Source organism: Eisenbergiella porci, assembly GCF_009696275.1.
GTDB classification, from domain to species: Bacteria; Bacillota; Clostridia; order Lachnospirales; family Lachnospiraceae; genus Eisenbergiella; species Eisenbergiella porci.
In genome coordinates, this window is record NZ_VUMI01000002.1 from 29,948 (window position 1) to 46,709 (window position 16,762).

The window sequence follows — 16,762 nt, forward strand, 5'->3', positions numbered from 1 at the left end:
TAACGCCGGGTATCCGTTCAGTTCTCGAACAGTTACAACACCGGAAATCTACAAGCATGTGCAAACTATAATCCTGGAACTAAAGGTGGCGCATACCTATGCTCTGCTTGAAGAAAATGCAGAGGAAGCCTTACAGAAGGTGGAAGAAAATGGTATGATGCACAATTACGGCTGGAAAGATACCAAACATTTGTGAAATATGGGATTGCTTTTTATAAGAAGCTGTGTAAGGTGATTAGTAAATAGCAGGAAGGAATTGAGCAGATTTTGTTCGCTCAATTCCTTTTTTGATATGTGCCTTTGTACGGATTGATTATTAGTTAAAGCGGATTACTTTATTGACAAGATGTCTGATGCAACATATGATAGGAAGAATATAATTCGTATATCCGTATGCTGCAAATGGAACATTTGGAGGCTGGGATTTTTGAAATCCGGGAAGAATAAGAAAGAAGTTTTGGAGCATGCGCAAAGATTAAGCTATAGTGTAGGAGGTACTGCTGTTTGACACTTTCATTGATTAAGCCTTTTTATATCCATCTGCTGTTTACCATTCTATGGTTTCTCTTCATGACCTGGTTGTCCCACCAGGACGGCGAACACACCAGCAAAACAAGTCTGGAGCTTGCAAATCATATGAAGTATTGGTTCCCGGTAAAGGATATCGGTAAACTTAACAAACAGTTGAGAAGGTCGGCCCATGTGATTCTTTTTGCAGTCCTTACAATTTTACTCACAGGTACCCTGAGTATGGCTAAGGTATCCGCCGCCGGTATGGCGGTGGGATTAATCCTGTCAGCCTTCTGGGCATGGGCGGATGAGGCAACCAAACCGTTGATTCAGGGACGTCATTTTTCCTGGTTTGATGTGCGTTTGAACTGGATTGGAATCGGGATTGGTATACTGGGGGGAAGCCTTATTTATAAATAATATGTAGCTGTCCGGTGCCATTACGGTTATTATTCATATCCATCTGAATCCATACAAAACGAACATGTCTGCCTGTGCGACATTAACATAAATGAAAGTTGATTGCTCCGTACCGTGCATTCCTGTAATTTGCAGACGGCATTCACAGTTCGGTATGCCGGCTTTCTTGTGTTCCAACCGGCTTGCTCTGTCAAATGTCGATGTGAAGCTGCAAGCAAGCTTGCCCATTCACATCGCCGCTTGCAGGAACTTTCACAGCAGATCCCCTTCAGGGATGTTTTTTTAGCACTCGTGAATCATTTGTTTACGGTCAGCGCGAAGCACAGGCCAGCGCAGTTACTTGCGCTGGCCTGCCGGATAGTTACAATAATATCTTCATAAAACTCCTGCGAATGCTGATTATCGGTGTTATTTCTTCTTGACCTTATTCAACTCCGCATTCACCACCTGCAGGGCATTTTCCGGTACATTATCACCCATGCCCATTCCGGTCATCATTTCCATCAGCCCTTCCACGCTTTTTTCGCCCATCATCCCCATCATACTCTTCTTCAGCTTCATTCCCGTCATGGCATAGAGCGCACCGGCCAGCACAGCTGCGGCGTCCTCCTGGTCCAGAACCTCCTTCACCGTGTCCTTTATGGAAAAGAACCCCTCCGGAAATTCCATAGCCGCATTGGCATCCACAACCGCAGCCTCGTCAAACCAGTTAGCGGCGCCCTCCATATCGTCCTCATCCTCTTCCACAGGAAGCGTATAGATTTCAGGCTTTGTCTCCACCTTTTCCAGCGTCATAGTATCGGAACACTCGCCCGCATAGGCGGTCAGGCAGGTAAAACCGTCAAAAAGAGGGACCTGCTCAAACAAAAATACCTTATCACCCTTCAAGGTCTGATATAACTCCCCGTTTACATACAGGCTCACTTCCGGCTGATTGGAATACACCTTTACACGGGTACTTCCGCCGCCGGCCATGGAAGCTTCCGGGACGCTGTTTCCGTTGCCTTTTTTATTCTCAGCGGGGTTTGTACCATCCAGGCGGTCCGTATCCCCGGGTCGCTGCGCATACCGCCGTCCGCACATATGCACAAAGGGCTCCCTGCTCCAATACGCTTTATAAAGATAAAAAGCATCCTTTTTAATTTTCCGATCCAGCGTCACCAGCCCCTTATTATTCCGGCCTGCAGTGCCGCCTTCGTTGCGCGCCGCGCAGCCGAAATCAAACATATTCCACACATGGGTGCTCCATAAATAGGGGCGGGCCATAAGGATTTCGGCCATGTGCTCGTGATACTCCGCCTGATAGCTTTCCGAGTAATCCCGGCATTTCGGCTCATCGGGCTGATAGGTTATGATACCCTCCGCGCCGTATTCCGACAGTCCAAGGCAGATTTCAGGATGCTTTTCGTGAAAATTATCCAGCCATTTTTCATTATCTGTGTATTTTCCGCCGTACCAGCCAAAATAATGATTATAGCTTTCCAGATCCGTGATGCCGTGAAGACGGCTGTCCAGGGGAACCATGCTCACATGGGCCATGGTAGTCAGGCGGGTGGGATCGATCTCTTTTACCAGCGCGTTCAAATCCTTATGGTTTTCCACAAGGCCTGGTTTTTCGCCGGCGATGGTGATTTCATTGGAAATTCCCCAGAAACAGATGGATGGGTGATTATAATTCTGATACACCAGCTCCTGCATCTGTGTCCGGCAGTTTTCATGCGCCTTTGGGTCGTCGCTCTGGCTGCTGATATAGGGAATTTCCGCCCATACTATAAAACCATATTCGTCACAGGCATCATAAAAATCCCTGCTGTGCTGGTAATGGGCAAGACGCACGGTATTCGCTCCCAGCTCGTGGATGAGGGCGGCGTCCTTATAGTGCTCCTGCCTGGTGAGTGCATTTCCTTTATAAAGGCGATCCTGATGGCGGGAAACACCGCGCAGCATCATAGGTTTACCGTTAAGGAAAAATCCCTTTTCAGGATCCACGGCAAAGGAACGGATGCCGAAACGGCAGCTGATTTCGTCCACGGTTTCGTTCCGGTAAACAAGGGCTGCGGTGCAGGTATACAGATAAGGATCTTCCACACCCTGCCACAGATGGGCTTTGGGCAGAAAGACGCTTGTCCCCGGATTTTCGGCAGGCCGCCAGCATTCGGCCGTCTTTTTGCCCTGTGCGTCCGTAATGGTATAGCATACCGTATAATCGGCATCCGCATTTTTTACCCAGCTTTGCAGCTTCAGGAAGGCGCTTTCCCCATCCGGCTGGGAGGTGACGGAAAGGCCGGGCGCGCCCCAGTATTCCAGGTCAAAGTGTACCCGGGGAACGATAATGAGGTTAACGCCGCGGTACAGTCCGCCATAGAAGGTGAAATCCGCCATACGCGGGTAAATATGAGGGCGGTCGGAATTGTCCGCTGCGATGGCGATCAGGTTGGCTTTCCCTGAGCCTTCCGGGTGGAGATAGTCCGTGATATCAGCGGTAAAGGAGGAAAAACCTCCTTCATGATAAGCGGCTTCTTTGCCATTGACGAACACCCTTCCGGAAAGGGAAGCGGCCAGGACCTCCACATACAAGCGGCTGTCACATAAGCCGGAGGGCGTGGGGAATTCCTTTGCATACCAGCAGGCGCCTCTGTAGTAGCTGCCTTTGCCGTCCTGTCCGTCCACCGCATTCCAGGTGTGGGGCAGCGTCACGGTTTCCCAGTCAGCAGGAAGCGTCAGGGGAAGTCCCGTATCTTCTTTTCGGAAGGACCAGTTTTCGTTGAAGGGAATCACTTTTCTCATAGTTGTCTCCTTTTTTTTATTTGTAAAATTCCGGGAAGCCGGGGAAAACAGCGCGGCCGGTCATAATTAGTAACGGCCCGGAATTGTCCAGCACGTTTCCAGTTACGATAGTATTACCTATATTTTACTTTTTATCATGGAAGAAAACAAGGCAGGGATAGAATTTGGAAGCTGTCAGGCCCTGGGAAATATGGTATAATGTCGACGTAGCCGACATTATACCTGCGCATACTGTTTTCTGCGTTCACCGCAGAAAATCAGGCGCTGAATTCTGCCGGAGGCCCGTATCCGCGAAGCGGATATGGTATAATGTCGACGTAGCCGACATTATACCTGCGCATACTGTTTTCTGCGTTCACCGCAGAAAATCAGGCGCTGAATTCCGCCGGAGGCCCATATCCGCGAAGCGGATATGGTATAATGTCGACGTAGCCGACATTATACCTGCGCATACTGTTTTCTGCGTTCACCGCAGAAAATCAGGCGCTGAATTCCGCCGGAGGCCCATATCCGCGAAGCGGATATGGTATAGTAATTAGGGAGTAATTATTCAGTCAGGCCATATCACCACAGGAGGAAAAAAGCGTGTCATTACGTTTTTATACAGGAGCATCCGGCGCGGGAAAAAGCACCGGATTATATAAGGAAATCATTGCGCGGTCGCAGCAGGAGCCGGATCGGAATTTCCTGATCATCGTGCCGGATCAGTTTACGATGCAGACGCAGAAGGATTTGGTGATGATGCATCCGCGGCAGGGGATCATGAACATTGACGTACTCAGCTTCGGACGGCTTTCCCACCGTATTTTTGAAGAGGTGGGGGCGGATGAGCGGCCGGTGCTTGATGATACCGGCAAGAGCCTGGTGCTGCGCCGGATTGCGGGGCAGCTGAAGGGGGAGACGGCGGTCATCGGCGGCAACCTGAATAAGACAGGCTACATCCATGAAGTAAAATCGGCTATTTCCGAGTTCATGCAGTACGGGATCGGTGTGGAGGAGCTGGAAAAGCTCACCGATTTTTCAAAAAAGAGAGGCCAGCTGTACCATAAGCTGAAGGATCTGGGCGTGCTTTACCGGGGCTTTCAGGAGTTTATCCATGAAAAATATATCACTACGGAGGAAACGCTGGATCTGCTTGCCAGGCTCCTGCCGAAATCCCGCCTGGTGAAGGGAAGCGTCATCGCCTTCGACGGCTTCACCGGCTTTACGCCGGTGCAGAACCGGGTTCTGCGGCAGCTGATGGAGCTGGCGCAGGAGGTAATCGTAACAGCAGTGCTGGACGGCAGCGAGGATATGTATGATGAAAAGGAGGAGCAGAACCTGTTCCATCTGAGTAAAAAAACGGCGGCCTCCCTGACCCGGCTGGCCGCGGAGGCGGGCGTGGCCAGGGGGAAGGATGTGATCCTGCGGGATAATCCGGTGCCCAGGTTCCGGGACAACCCCTCCATGGCGCATCTGGAAAAACATCTGTTCCGTTACCCCCTAAGGCCTTATGAGGGAGAGACGCAGATTCGGATCATGGAGGCCTCCAGCCAGCGTGAGGAGGTGCGCCAGGTCTGTATTGCGATCCGGGAATATCTGCGCCGTACGGGAAACTGCTACCGGGATGTGGCGGTAATTGCAGGGGATTTGTCGGCCTATGCCAGCTTCCTGGAAACAGAAGGCGGGCTTTACGGAATTCCCTTCTATCTGGATCAGACGCGGGGAATTGTGCTGAATCCGTTTATCGAATATCTGAAGAGCGCGCTTCAGATCGTGACCCAGGGCTTCACCTACGAATCGGTATTTCACTATATCAGAAGCGGCCTTGCCGATTTTACCCCGGAGGAAGCGGACCGGCTGGAAAATTATGTGCTTGCCACCGGCGTGCGGGGGAAAAAGAGATGGAATACACTCTTCGTGCGTAAACGTCCGGATATGGAAAATGAACTGGAGGAGCTGGAGGGGCTGAACGAAAGCCGGCGTAAGCTCCTTGACCAGCTGGAGCCTTTGATGGGGCGCTTTGCGGACACGAAGGCGCTGGTGATGGGGCTGTATGCTTTTATCGAACAAAACCAGGTACAGCTGAAGCTGAAGGTCTATGAAGAACAGTTTGAAAAAGAAGGGGATGCGGTAAAGCAGAGGGAATATGCACAGATTTACAGGCTGGTGATGGACCTGCTTGACAGCATCGTGGAGCTGATTGGCAGCGAACCGGTAAAAATGGATGAGTTTTCCAGGATTATGGAGGCGGGCTTCCAGGAAATCCAGGTGGGAACCATCCCTCAGAACGTAGATCGCGTCGTGGCCGGAGATATGGAAAGAACCCGTTTAAAACAGGTAAAGGCGCTCTTTTTCCTGGGTGTGAACGACGGCTATATCCCGAAACAGGCGGGAAGCGGCGGCATTATTTCGGATATGGACAGGGAATTCCTGGCGGAAAGCGGGATGGAGCTTGCGCCTACCCCCAGGCAGCAGATGTATATACAGAAGCTGTATCTTTACATGAATATGACCAAGCCTTCGGACTGCCTGTACCTGTCCTATTCACGGATGAGCGGGGAAGGCCGTTCCATGAGGCCGGCCTACCTGATCGATACGGTACAGAAGCTCTTCCCTTCCATAAGAATAGAAAAGCCGGAGGAGCTGCCAAAGCTTGCACAGGTGCAGACGCTGGAGGACGGCAGATCGGGACTGGTGCAGGGGCTTAGGCAGTTCGCAGATGCGAGAATGAAGGAAAACAGCAGGGAGGAGCAGGATTTCCGTCATTTATACCAGATCTATGTTACCGAGGAAAAAACGCAGGACTGGACGAAGCAGATGCGGGAAAAAGCCTTCTACAGCTACCGGGACAGGCCTTTGGCCAAGGAGGCGGCGCTGGCACTGTTTGGCCGTACCCTGCTTGGAAGCGTCAGCCGGCTGGAGCAGTATGCCTCCTGCGCCTATGCCCACTTCCTGCAGTATGGGCTGATGCTTAAGGAAAGGGAGGGCTACAGCTTTGAGGCGGTGGACATGGGCAACCTGTTCCACGGCGTGCTGGAGATTTTCGGGGAAAAACTGAAGGAAAAGGGCTGGAGCTGGTTCGATTTTCCCAAGGAAGAGGGGGATAGCCTGATAGAGGAGGCGGTGGAGGCCTATGCGGTCACCTACGGAGAATCGGTGCTTTTTGACAATGCGCGCAACCAGTATATTATCACCCGCCTGAAGCGGATTTTGAAGCGGACCGTGTCCACCCTGCAGTACCAGCTGAAAAAAGGAGCCTTCCGGCCGGAGCAGTTTGAGGTGTCTTTTTCCGTGCTGGAGGAGCTGGAGTCGGTGAACATTTCCCTTACCGGAGAGGAAAAGCTGCGTCTGCGCGGGCGGATCGACCGGGTGGATGTATGCGAGGAGGAAGACAAGGTTTACGTGAAGGTCATAGACTACAAATCCGGGAACCGGGATTTCAGCCTGGCGGCGCTGTATTACGGGCTGCAGCTGCAGCTGGTGGTCTACATGAACGCGGCGGTTGAAATGGAGGAAAAAGACTATCCTGACCGGAAGGTGGTACCGGCGGCCATGCTGTATTACCGGGTGCACGATCCACTGGTGGAAGGCGAGGAAACGGATACGCCGGAGCAGATCCAGGAAAAAATCCTGGCTGGCCTGCGGATGACGGGCGTGGTAAATGCGGACGAGAAAATCGTGGAAAGCCTGGATCGGGAGTTTGGCACGAAATCCGACGTCATCCCTGTGGAGAGGAAAAAGGACGGTTCTTTCAGCGCCCGTTCCAGTATTCTTGAAGAGAATGATTTCCGGGTCATATCGGATTATGTCAACCTGAAAATCAGGGAAATCGGCAGCGGCATCCTGAACGGAAACATTGCCCTCAACCCCTATGTCCAGTCTGGCGGCCAGACGGCGAAGGATGCCTGTACCTACTGTCCTTACAGCAAGGTATGCGGCTTTGATAAGAAAATTCCCGGCTACCGGAAGCGGGAGCTGGAAAAGCTGGAAGAACAGGAAGCCCTGGAACGGATGAAAGAGGCTTTGGAGACGGAAGGAGAAGACGATGGCAGTGACATTTACACCGGATCAGCAGGCGACAATTGATGCCAGGGACAGCAGCATTCTGGTGTCTGCTGCGGCCGGCAGCGGAAAGACGGCGGTATTGGTGGAGCGGATCATCCAGATGGTGAGCGACGCAGAGCATCCCGTGGATATCGACAGGCTGCTGGTGGTGACCTTTACCAATGCGGCGGCCGCCCAGATGCGCGAGCGAATCACCCAGGCGCTTTCCGGCAGGGTGGATGCGAATCCGGGGAACGCCCACCTGCTTAAGCAGCTTACGCTGATACACAACGCGCAGATTACCACCATTGACAGCTTCTGCCTTTATATTATAAGGAATCATTTTGATGAGATTGACCTGGACCCGGATTTCAGGGTGGCGGACGACGGGGAAATCAAGCTGCTCCAGCAGGACGTGCTGGCGGATATGCTGGAGGAATATTTTGCTGCGGGAGATGAGGAATTCCTTTCCTGTGTGGAATATTTTGCCCCGGCGGGGAAGGAAAAAAGGCTGGAGGAGCAGATTCTCGGCCTGTATGAGTTTGCAATGAGCTATCCCTGGCCGGGAGAGTGGCTCACCGGGCATCAGGATGACTATGCGGTTACGGAGGACAGCCTGGATGAATGCAGCTGGATCCTTTTGCTCAAAAGCTATATCCGTTCCATGCTGGAGGAGGCGCAGGAGCTTCTTGCCATGACAAAGCGGCTGTGTGAGGAACCGGGCGGCCCCTATATGTACCTGGATACCCTGGAGGCGGACGGGCTGCTGATAGACAGGCTGCTGGCGGCGGATACGCTGGAGGAGATGTATGAGGCATTTTCAGCTCTTGTTTTCGGCAGAATCAGTTCCAAAAAGGACGAAAGCGTATCCCCTGAAAAAAGGGAGCAGGCAAAACAGATGCGCAATGGCATCAAGGATCTTTTAAACGGACTTGCAAAAAAATATTTTTCCGCCTCTCCCCGTGTACAGGCGGAACGCATGGCGGAATGCGCGCCCTATGTTTCCAGGCTGCTCGCCCTGACCGAGGACTTCCGTATCCGTCTGGACGGGAAAAAGCGGGAAAAGAACCTGATGGACTTCCACGATATGGAGCATATGGCCCTTCAGATACTGACCAAAAAGACGCCGGAGGGGGTGCAGCCTACCGCCACAGCGCTGGAAATGCGGGAATTTTATGCGGAAATCATGATCGACGAATACCAGGACAGCAACCTGGTGCAGGAATATCTTCTGCGCAGCATTTCCGGGGAAGAGGAAGGAAAATACAACCGTTTTATGGTGGGGGATGTGAAGCAGAGCATCTATAAATTCCGTTTGGCCCGGCCCGAGCTTTTTATGGAAAAATTCGATCGATACGGCAAAACAGAGGGAAAAGAACGCAGAATAGACCTGAAACAGAATTTCCGCAGCCGCCGCCAGGTGACGGACAGTGTCAATGCCTGCTTTGCCTGCATGATGGGCCGGGATCTGGGCGGCGTGGAATATGACAGGGACGCGGCGCTGTATCCCGGAGCATCGTTCCCGGAGCCTGAAGGGCAGGAGGAAGGGGACGTTTATGAAACCGAGGTCCTGCTGACGGCAGCCGGGGAGGACGGCCTTGATGACCGGGAGAGGGAAGCGCTGGCCATTGCAGGTAAAATCCGCCAGCTGACGGGAACGCTTCCTGTCACCGATAAAGAAACAGGGCAGCTGCGCCCCGCGCGCTACTCAGATATCGTAATCCTGCTTCGCACTACGGCGAACTGGGATGAAACCTTTAAGAAGGTGCTGGAGGAATGCGGAATTCCTGTCTATATCACCTCCAAAACCGGGTATTTTGCGGCAACGGAGGTGCAGACGATCCTGAATTTCCTGAAGGTGCTGAACAATCCCCTGCAGGATATCCCGCTGTTTGGCGTCCTGAAATCGGAGGCGGCCGGTTTTTCCGATGAGGACATCGCCCGCATGAAAGCGGAAACCGGGGCGGAGGGCAGGCGGCTTTACACCTGCCTGACGGTTTATGCCACAGAGGGCACGCAGGAGGAGCTGAAGGAAAAATCGCTGCTTTTTTTACAGCTGCTGGACCGCTTCCGCCGATATGTGGCCTACATGCCCATACACCAGCTGATTGAAGAATTCCTGAAGGAAACCGGCTATTTGTATACCGTATCCGCCCTTCCCGGCGGCGAACAGCGCCGGGCCAATGTGGAGATGCTTTTAACCCGTGCGGAAAATTTTGAAAAAACAAGCTATTTCGGCCTGTTTCACTTTATCCGCTACATGGAACAGGTGGAGAAATACGATATCGATTACGGCGAAGCCAACGTGCAGGATGAAAATGCGGATACCGTCCGCATCATGAGCATCCATAAGTCCAAGGGCCTGGAGTTCCCGATCTGTTTTGTGGCCGGCCTTTCCAAGAAATTCAACATGCAGGATACGATGAAGCCTGTCATCATGGATATGGATTACGGCATTGCCCTGGATTACGTGGACATTGACTCCCGCGTCAGGGGAAGCACCCTGAAAAAAGCCGTGCTTTCCGGCAAGCTGCGCAGGGACAGCCTGGGGGAAGAGCTGCGTGTCCTCTATGTGGCCATGACCAGGCCGCAGGAAAAACTGATTCTCACCGGCAGCTGCAAGGACGCCGAAAAGGTGCAGCGCATTCTGGACGAGGGCGGCGCCGGTTTGGTGGCGGCATCAGATACCCCGTACGGCCCGGGGCGTCTTACCTTTACCCTGCGTTCCGAGGCATCGGGCTATCTGGACTGGCTGCTTCCCGCCTGGGCCGTGTGCGGACAGCAGGTACAGATTCTCACCGCATCGGAGCTTCTCCAGGAACAGATGGGAGAGGAGCAGGGCCGCGAGCAGCTGAAGGCCCGTCTGCTTTCCTTTGAAAAAGAGGCCGCAAGGCGTTCCGCCGGGGAGGAAAACGAGGAAATACGCCTGCTCAGAGAACGCATGGAAAGCGTCTACCCTCACGAAAACCTGAAAAACCTGTATACCAAGACCACAGTTTCCGAACTGAAAAAAGCAGGCATGGAGGAAGCGGCCGAGGAAGCCTATCACCTTTTTGAGGAAAAAGAGCTGGTGCCCTACCTTCCCCGCTTTATCCGGGAGGAAGAAAAGGTCAGCGGGACCGCCCGCGGAAGCGCTTACCATAAAGCGCTGGAGCTGTTTCCTTTTGCCGAATACGCAGGAAGGCTGGGGAGGAAGGCTGCCGGCGGAGCGCCTGACCCGGCAGAGGTAAAAGCAATCCTGGACCGCATGACGGAGGAGGGAACTCTTCTGAAGGAATTCCGCGAAGCCGTAAATCCCGGGAAGATAGCGCAGTTCCTCGAAAGCTCCCTGGCGGCCAGAATGGCGCAGGCGGCGGCCCGCGGCAGACTGTACAAGGAACAGCCCTTTGTCCTGGGCCTGCCCGCTAAAACACTGGATGACAGCTTCCCGGAGGAGGAAACCGTGCTCATCCAGGGAATCATCGACGTCTACCTGGAGGAAGAGGACGGCCTGGTGGTGGCCGACTACAAAACGGATTCCGTCACACGTTCCCAGGAGCTGATAAACCGCTACCAGGTCCAGCTGGATTACTACGCCCGCGCCTTGGAACAGCTCACCGGAAAAAAGGTGAAAGAAAAGATCATATACTCCTTTGCACTGGCCGCAGAAGTGCCTCTTGCATAAAAAGAACCATTGCAAAAGAGGTGGAAATCCGATATAGTTAGGAGGTAAGCGGAAGCGGGTAAAATACTTCCGCAGGTTACAGAAGAACGGCATCTTTGCACCGCCATTCATGCAAAAAAGAATACGGTCATACAGATGCCGAAAACACTTTACTCTATGAGGAGGAGATAAAATGAAACTCAAATTTGGTGTAAAAGAAGTTGTTGCTACCGGTATCGGAACCGCTCTTTTTATCGTGCTTACCAATGCACAGGTTCCCTTCGGCATCATTCCCAACACCGCCCTGCAGTCCAGAGTCGCTGTCCTGACCTTTTTCTCAGCAGTGTTCGGACCCATCGTAGGCGGCGCAATCGGCTTAATCGGCCATGCGTTAGGTGATGCTATTTTCTACGGAAGCATTTACTGGAGCTGGGTATTCCCGGATGCCCTGTTCGGTATTCTCATGGGCGTATTCGCTGCCAAGTTCGCCATCAAAGACGGCGGCTTCGACGGCAAAGCTATCGCCCTGTTCAATGTAGTCCAGGTCATTGCCAATGCACTCGCCTGGATCCTGCTTGCGCCCGTCCTTGACATCCTGATCTATGCGGAACCTGCCAAAAAAGTATTTACCCAGGGCATTCTTGCATTCATCGGAAACATTATCGTGGCAGCTGTGCTCGGAACCCTGCTCGCCTTTGCCTATTCCAAGATCGGAGCAAAGTCCTCCAGCCTGTCCAAGGAAGACTAATACTTAGTAACAGTTCATGACGATGGCCGTCCTGAACCGTTACCATATTTGATAAAATACCGGATGATGCGGATACTGACATATATAATATGCTTTTATCTGCATCATCCAGCGTTCTCAGAAGGCCTCAGAGCGCTGATTTGACCCTCGCGGCAGCCGCCAAATATCCATGCAGGCATGGCTGTCTGGCCGGTTGCCCGCGGAAATAAAGAGAGGTAAAGGATGAAACCGATTATTGAATTCAAGGATTATACATTTAAGTACCGCTCACAGGTAGACCCCACCCTGTATAATATAAACCTTGCGGTTTATCCCGGGGAAAAGGTTCTGATTGTGGGACCGTCCGGCTCTGGAAAATCAACTCTGGCGCACTGTATCAACGGACTGGTTCCTTTTTCGTTTCCCGGGGAAAGCACGGGAGAACTGCAGGTAGGGGGAGAAGACCCTTCCAGGGCGGGGATTTTCGGAATGTCCAAGCTGGTGGGCACCGTACTGCAGGATACGGACGGACAGTTTATCGGTCTGACGGTGGCGGAGGATATCGCTTTTGCCCTGGAAAATGACTGCGTGCCCCAGGATGAAATTTTTTCAAAGGTTGATGAAGTAGCAGAAATCGTAGATGTGAAGAAGCTTCTGAAGCATGCGCCCACGGAGCTGTCCGGCGGCCAGAAGCAGAGGGTGTCCATGGCAGGTGTCATGATAGACGATGTGGACATTCTGTTATTTGATGAACCTTTGGCCAACCTGGATCCGGCCACCGGGAAAAAGGCTATCGATTTGATAGACAAAATCAGCAGGACCACGGGAAAAACCGTACTCATCATCGAACACCGCTTGGAGGATGCCCTATACCGGGATGTGGATCGGATTGTGGTGGTGGGAGAGGGACGCATTGTGGCCGATATGACGCCGGATGAACTGCTCTGTACGGATGTTCTGCAAAAGGAAGGTATCAGAGAACCTCTTTATATCACGGCCCTGAAGCATGCGGGCTGTAAGGTAACCGTGGATGCCCGTCCCCAGCATATAGAGACCATGGATCTTGCACCCTACCGGGAAAAAGTGCAGGCATGGTACAAGGAAGCTCAGCTTCCCCCGCCCCGCCCCGGCAAGCAGGCGGCGCTGGAGGTGCTGGATCTGGATTTTTCTTATATTACGGGGAATCCGGTCCTCAGGAATATTGATTTTAAAATTGAAAAAGGCGAGATGCTCAGCATAGTCGGCAAAAACGGGGCCGGAAAGAGCACCCTGTCCAACCTGATTTGCGGCTTTATCAATCCTGACCGGGGAAACATCCTTTTGAACGGGGCCGATATTGCTGACAAATCCATTAAAGAGCGTGGAGAAGTCATCGGACTTGTGATGCAGAACCCCAACCAGATGATCAGCAAGCCCATGATATTTGACGAGGTTGCGCTGGGCCTTGCGGTGAGAGGCGTGCCGGAGGACGAGATTAAGGAGAGAGTCCACGAAACGCTGAAAATCTGCGGCCTGTACCCATTCCGTAACTGGCCCATCTCGGCCCTGAGCTTCGGACAGAAGAAAAGAGTGACCATCGCGTCCATCCTTGTGATGAACCCTGAGGTCCTGATTCTGGATGAACCCACGGCGGGACAGGACTTCCGGCATTACACGGAAATTATGGAATTCCTCAAGGAACTGAATGACCGTCTGGGAATTACGATTATCATGATCACCCATGATATGCACCTGATGCTGGAATACACGGACCGCGCCATTGTCATAGCGGACGGTGAAATGATAGCGGATGATATTCCCGCCAGGGTCCTTACCAGCGAGGCCATTGCGGACAAGGCTTATCTGAAGAAAACCTCTTTATACGATTTGGCGGTAAAATGCGGTATTTCCGACCCGTCGGGCTTCGTGGAAAGATTCATATTTTTTGAAAGGGAGGAGCGGGCCAATGGCTAGAGTGCTTACCTATGCGCCGAAGGATACCTGGATTCACCGGCTGAGCGGCGTGACAAAAATGATTTTCTTCCTTCTGTGGTCAATTGCCGGCATGCTGACCTATGACACAAGGGTTCTGGCCGTTATGCTGGCCTTCAGCCTTGTCATTTTCAAAGTGTCCAAAACCGAGTGGAAGCAGGTGGGAACGGTTTTCAAGTTCATCCTGTTTTTCCTGTTCCTGAACCTGCTTACCATTTTCCTGTTTTCCCCCTTCCAGGGGACTGAAATTTACGGGACCAAAACGGTGCTTTTCCACATTGCAGGCCATTACAGCATGACCACGGAGCAGCTTTTTTATGAGTTTAATATCATGCTCAAATACTTTACGGTGGTGCCCGTGGTTCTGATGTTTATGGTGACCACCAATCCCAGCGAGCTTGCGGCCAGCATGAACCGCCTTGGGATCAGCTACAATATCGGCTATTCCATTGCCATCGCGCTGCGCTATGTGCCTGACGTACAGGCGGATTTTTCCAAAATCAAGCATGCCCAGGAAGCCAGGGGAATCGAAATGTCCAGTAAGACATCCTTTTTCAAACGGCTGAAGAGAATGGCAAACATCATTTTCCCGTTGATTTTTTCCAGCATGGACAGAATTGACGTAGTGAGCAATGCCATGGAGCTGCGCGGATTTGGAAAGAACAAAAAGAGAACCTGGTATATGGGGAAAAAACTGCAGCGCAATGATTATCTTACGCTTGTTTTTGTTATCTGTTTTGTAATTGCAGCTATGGTTTTCACATTTTATGACGGGAGCAGATTTTATAATCCGTTTCAGTGATGGACGGATAACTGTGCATCGGCATCGGTGGATGCTGGCGAAAAGAATAAGAACCAGGAAGGGGAAGGATCATGAATTATACGATTGCAAACGACAGACTTACAGTACAGATAAGCAGCAGGGGCGGGGAGCTCCAGTCAATTATCAGAGACGGGAGGGAGTATCTGTGGCAGGCGGATCCGGCATTCTGGGACGAGAAAGCGCCTAATCTTTTTCCATATATCGCCCGTATGACAGAAGGAAAGTATACGCTGGATGGCGTGACCTATCATATGCCAATCCATGGTTTTATCCATGTGACGGAGCTGGCGATGGAGGAACAGAGCGGGGAGCGCATTGTTTTCCGGCTGGATGCCAATGAAGAGACAAGAGCCTGTTATCCTTATGAGTTTACATACCGCGTGATTTATGAGTTGGACGGGGATGTGCTCAACATCACCTACCAGGTAGAGAATCATGATGGAAAAACCATGTATTTCGGTATCGGCGGGCACCCCGGATTCCTGGTACCAATGGAGGATGGGCTGAATTTTGAAGATTACTATCTGGAATTCGGCGGACAGAAGGAATACGATACCCCTGTTAAAATTGGAATTTCACCCAACTGCTTTGTAGACGGCAAGGATACGCCTTATCCCCTTACCGATGGGAATAAAATTCCTCTGAAGCACAGTCTTTTTGATGATGACGCGATTGTACTGACCCATATGCCCAAAACGGTTTCCATTAAATCCGATAAGGGAGAGCGGCGCGTGACGGTGAGCTACCCGGATATGGATTATGTGGGCTTCTGGCATGCCACCCGTTCGGAGGCTCCTTATGTCTGCATTGAACCCTGGTCCTCCCTGCCTTCCAGACAGGATATTGTGGAAGACCTTTCCACACAGCCGGGATTGAAGAGCGTGCAGAGCGGCGGGGTGTACAGGAACGGTTGGAGTGTTGAGATTCGATAGATGGATTTTGATGGATGGAGCAGTGACTGTGCTTGTTTTGCAATAGAACGAAATATATAAGGTGTGAAGTGTGACGGTCCTGTTGGGTTTTGGCAGGGCCGTTTTTTTGTGGTATAAGTATCATGGATAAAGAAAAGCAGCAGGCGGATTTTGCCTGCTGTTTTTCTTTAGTACAGCTGTTCAGTACTCTTGCGGTTACTTTTTATCATATAAAATCAGGCTATATAATGATGTGGTTTAGTTGCTGCTGGTAGCCATAACCTTCAGCCTGCCCATCACCTTCTCAACCGGCGGCAGTGCAATCAGAATTACCGTAAGGATTGCTTCCGGAAGGATATAGCTCAGGTTATAGAGGGTAGAAGCCCAGATTGCAGCCATGTTTCCTCCAAAATCTCCCACGTATGTAGTGTAGAAAATAAATCCGGAAATTTCATGGAACAGGAAACGTCCTGCCACGCCTACAAGATAACCCTTCAGAAGCCCATGCTTGGATTTGCTGAAGAAGCCGGAAAGGCCGAGCGCGCCGAAGGCAAGCGGGTAGTCCAGGAGCACCTGGGCGGGATGAACCACGTAAGGCCCGGTAATAAACTGCAGAACGCCGTAAGCCAGCGCAGCGATAATACCTACCTTGGGGCCGTACCAATAGCCCACCAGGCATACGATTAACATGGAAAACAAAGTGATGGAACCGCCGTTGGGAAGGCTGGGCAGCTTGATAACGGTGGCGATGACAGTTGCCAGTGCAATGGCAACGCCAGAATAAACGACCTGCTTTACAGTGATAGAACTTTTACTCATAAAAAAACCTCCTTGGTATTAGTACGCAAAGAGGGGAAACAATGAAAGTAGGCGGCGATAATGACCATTACAGTTATATCGCGGACAATTACAATCATATGACGTTCCTTTGTAAAGGCAAATGT

The 16,762-nt window shown here is 51.8% G+C and carries 10 protein-coding genes; 8 read left to right on the forward strand and 2 right to left on the reverse strand.

What is annotated here, in order from left to right; all coding sequences use genetic code 11:
- Positions 1 to 58: 58 nt before the first annotated feature.
- Positions 59 to 196 carry a hypothetical protein gene (locus FYJ45_RS01350; RefSeq protein WP_154463116.1) on the forward strand — a complete coding sequence of 46 codons (138 nt, stop codon included), beginning with the start codon at positions 59 to 61 and terminating at the stop codon, positions 194 to 196.
- A gap of 308 nt (positions 197 to 504) precedes the next feature.
- Positions 505 to 930, forward strand: a complete 426-nt coding sequence (locus FYJ45_RS01355) for a VanZ family protein (protein ID WP_154463117.1) — start codon at positions 505 to 507, stop codon at positions 928 to 930.
- Positions 931 to 1,338: 408 nt separating this feature from the next.
- Here the strand turns inward: FYJ45_RS01355 and FYJ45_RS01360 are convergent, their stop codons facing one another.
- Positions 1,339 to 3,717, reverse strand: a complete 2,379-nt coding sequence (locus tag FYJ45_RS01360) for a glycoside hydrolase family 2 protein (protein ID WP_154463118.1) — start codon at positions 3,715 to 3,717, stop codon at positions 1,339 to 1,341.
- 585 nt (positions 3,718 to 4,302) lie between these two features.
- On the opposite strand from FYJ45_RS01360, the gene addB reads away from it, so the two are divergent.
- The 6 genes from addB to FYJ45_RS01390 all read left to right on the forward strand — a co-directional run bounded on the left by addB (position 4,303) and on the right by FYJ45_RS01390 (position 15,839).
- Positions 4,303 to 7,785 (forward strand): helicase-exonuclease AddAB subunit AddB, encoded by a 3,483-nt coding sequence (addB, locus tag FYJ45_RS01365; protein WP_276890522.1) that lies wholly within the window; start codon positions 4,303 to 4,305, stop codon positions 7,783 to 7,785.
- Positions 7,745 to 11,407: a helicase-exonuclease AddAB subunit AddA gene (addA, locus tag FYJ45_RS01370; RefSeq protein ID WP_154463119.1), complete on the forward strand. Its 3,663-nt coding sequence runs from the start codon at positions 7,745 to 7,747 to the stop codon at positions 11,405 to 11,407. Before addB ends, addA begins: the two co-directional genes overlap by 41 nt.
- Positions 11,408 to 11,579: 172 nt before the next feature.
- The gene (locus tag FYJ45_RS01375; protein ID WP_154463120.1) at positions 11,580 to 12,134 is read left to right on the forward strand and encodes an ECF-type riboflavin transporter substrate-binding protein; all 555 of its coding nucleotides are present in this window, start codon (positions 11,580 to 11,582) and stop codon (positions 12,132 to 12,134) included.
- A gap of 222 nt (positions 12,135 to 12,356) precedes the next feature.
- A complete protein-coding gene (locus FYJ45_RS01380) occupies positions 12,357 to 14,066 on the forward strand; it encodes an ABC transporter ATP-binding protein (RefSeq protein ID WP_154463121.1) in 1,710 nt (569 codons plus the stop codon).
- Positions 14,059 to 14,886 carry an energy-coupling factor transporter transmembrane component T family protein gene (locus FYJ45_RS01385; protein WP_021638278.1) on the forward strand — a complete coding sequence of 276 codons (828 nt, stop codon included), beginning with the start codon at positions 14,059 to 14,061 and terminating at the stop codon, positions 14,884 to 14,886. The genes FYJ45_RS01380 and FYJ45_RS01385 overlap by 8 nt, the downstream gene beginning before the upstream one ends.
- A 71-nt stretch (positions 14,887 to 14,957) precedes the next feature.
- Entirely contained in the window at positions 14,958 to 15,839 is an 882-nt protein-coding gene (locus FYJ45_RS01390) for an aldose 1-epimerase family protein (RefSeq protein WP_154463122.1), read from the forward strand.
- 237 nt (positions 15,840 to 16,076) lie between these two features.
- Here FYJ45_RS01390 and FYJ45_RS01395 read toward each other — a convergent pair whose 3' ends face one another.
- The gene (locus FYJ45_RS01395) at positions 16,077 to 16,637 is read right to left on the reverse strand and encodes an energy-coupled thiamine transporter ThiT (protein ID WP_154463123.1); all 561 of its coding nucleotides are present in this window, start codon (positions 16,635 to 16,637) and stop codon (positions 16,077 to 16,079) included.
- Positions 16,638 to 16,762 lie beyond the last annotated feature (125 nt).

Coding starts and splice junctions, on each gene's coding strand:
- FYJ45_RS01375 (WP_154463120.1), top strand. CDS start 11,580: ATGAAACTCAAATTTGGTGTAAAAGAAGTTGTTGCTACCGGTATCGGA.
- FYJ45_RS01360 (WP_154463118.1), bottom strand. CDS start 3,717: ATGAGAAAAGTGATTCCCTTCAACGAAAACTGGTCCTTCCGAAAAGAA.
- FYJ45_RS01385 (WP_021638278.1), top strand. CDS start 14,059: ATGGCTAGAGTGCTTACCTATGCGCCGAAGGATACCTGGATTCACCGG.
- FYJ45_RS01395 (WP_154463123.1), bottom strand. CDS start 16,637: ATGAGTAAAAGTTCTATCACTGTAAAGCAGGTCGTTTATTCTGGCGTT.
- FYJ45_RS01390 (WP_154463122.1), top strand. CDS start 14,958: ATGAATTATACGATTGCAAACGACAGACTTACAGTACAGATAAGCAGC.
- addA (WP_154463119.1), top strand. CDS start 7,745: ATGGCAGTGACATTTACACCGGATCAGCAGGCGACAATTGATGCCAGG.
- FYJ45_RS01380 (WP_154463121.1), top strand. CDS start 12,357: ATGAAACCGATTATTGAATTCAAGGATTATACATTTAAGTACCGCTCA.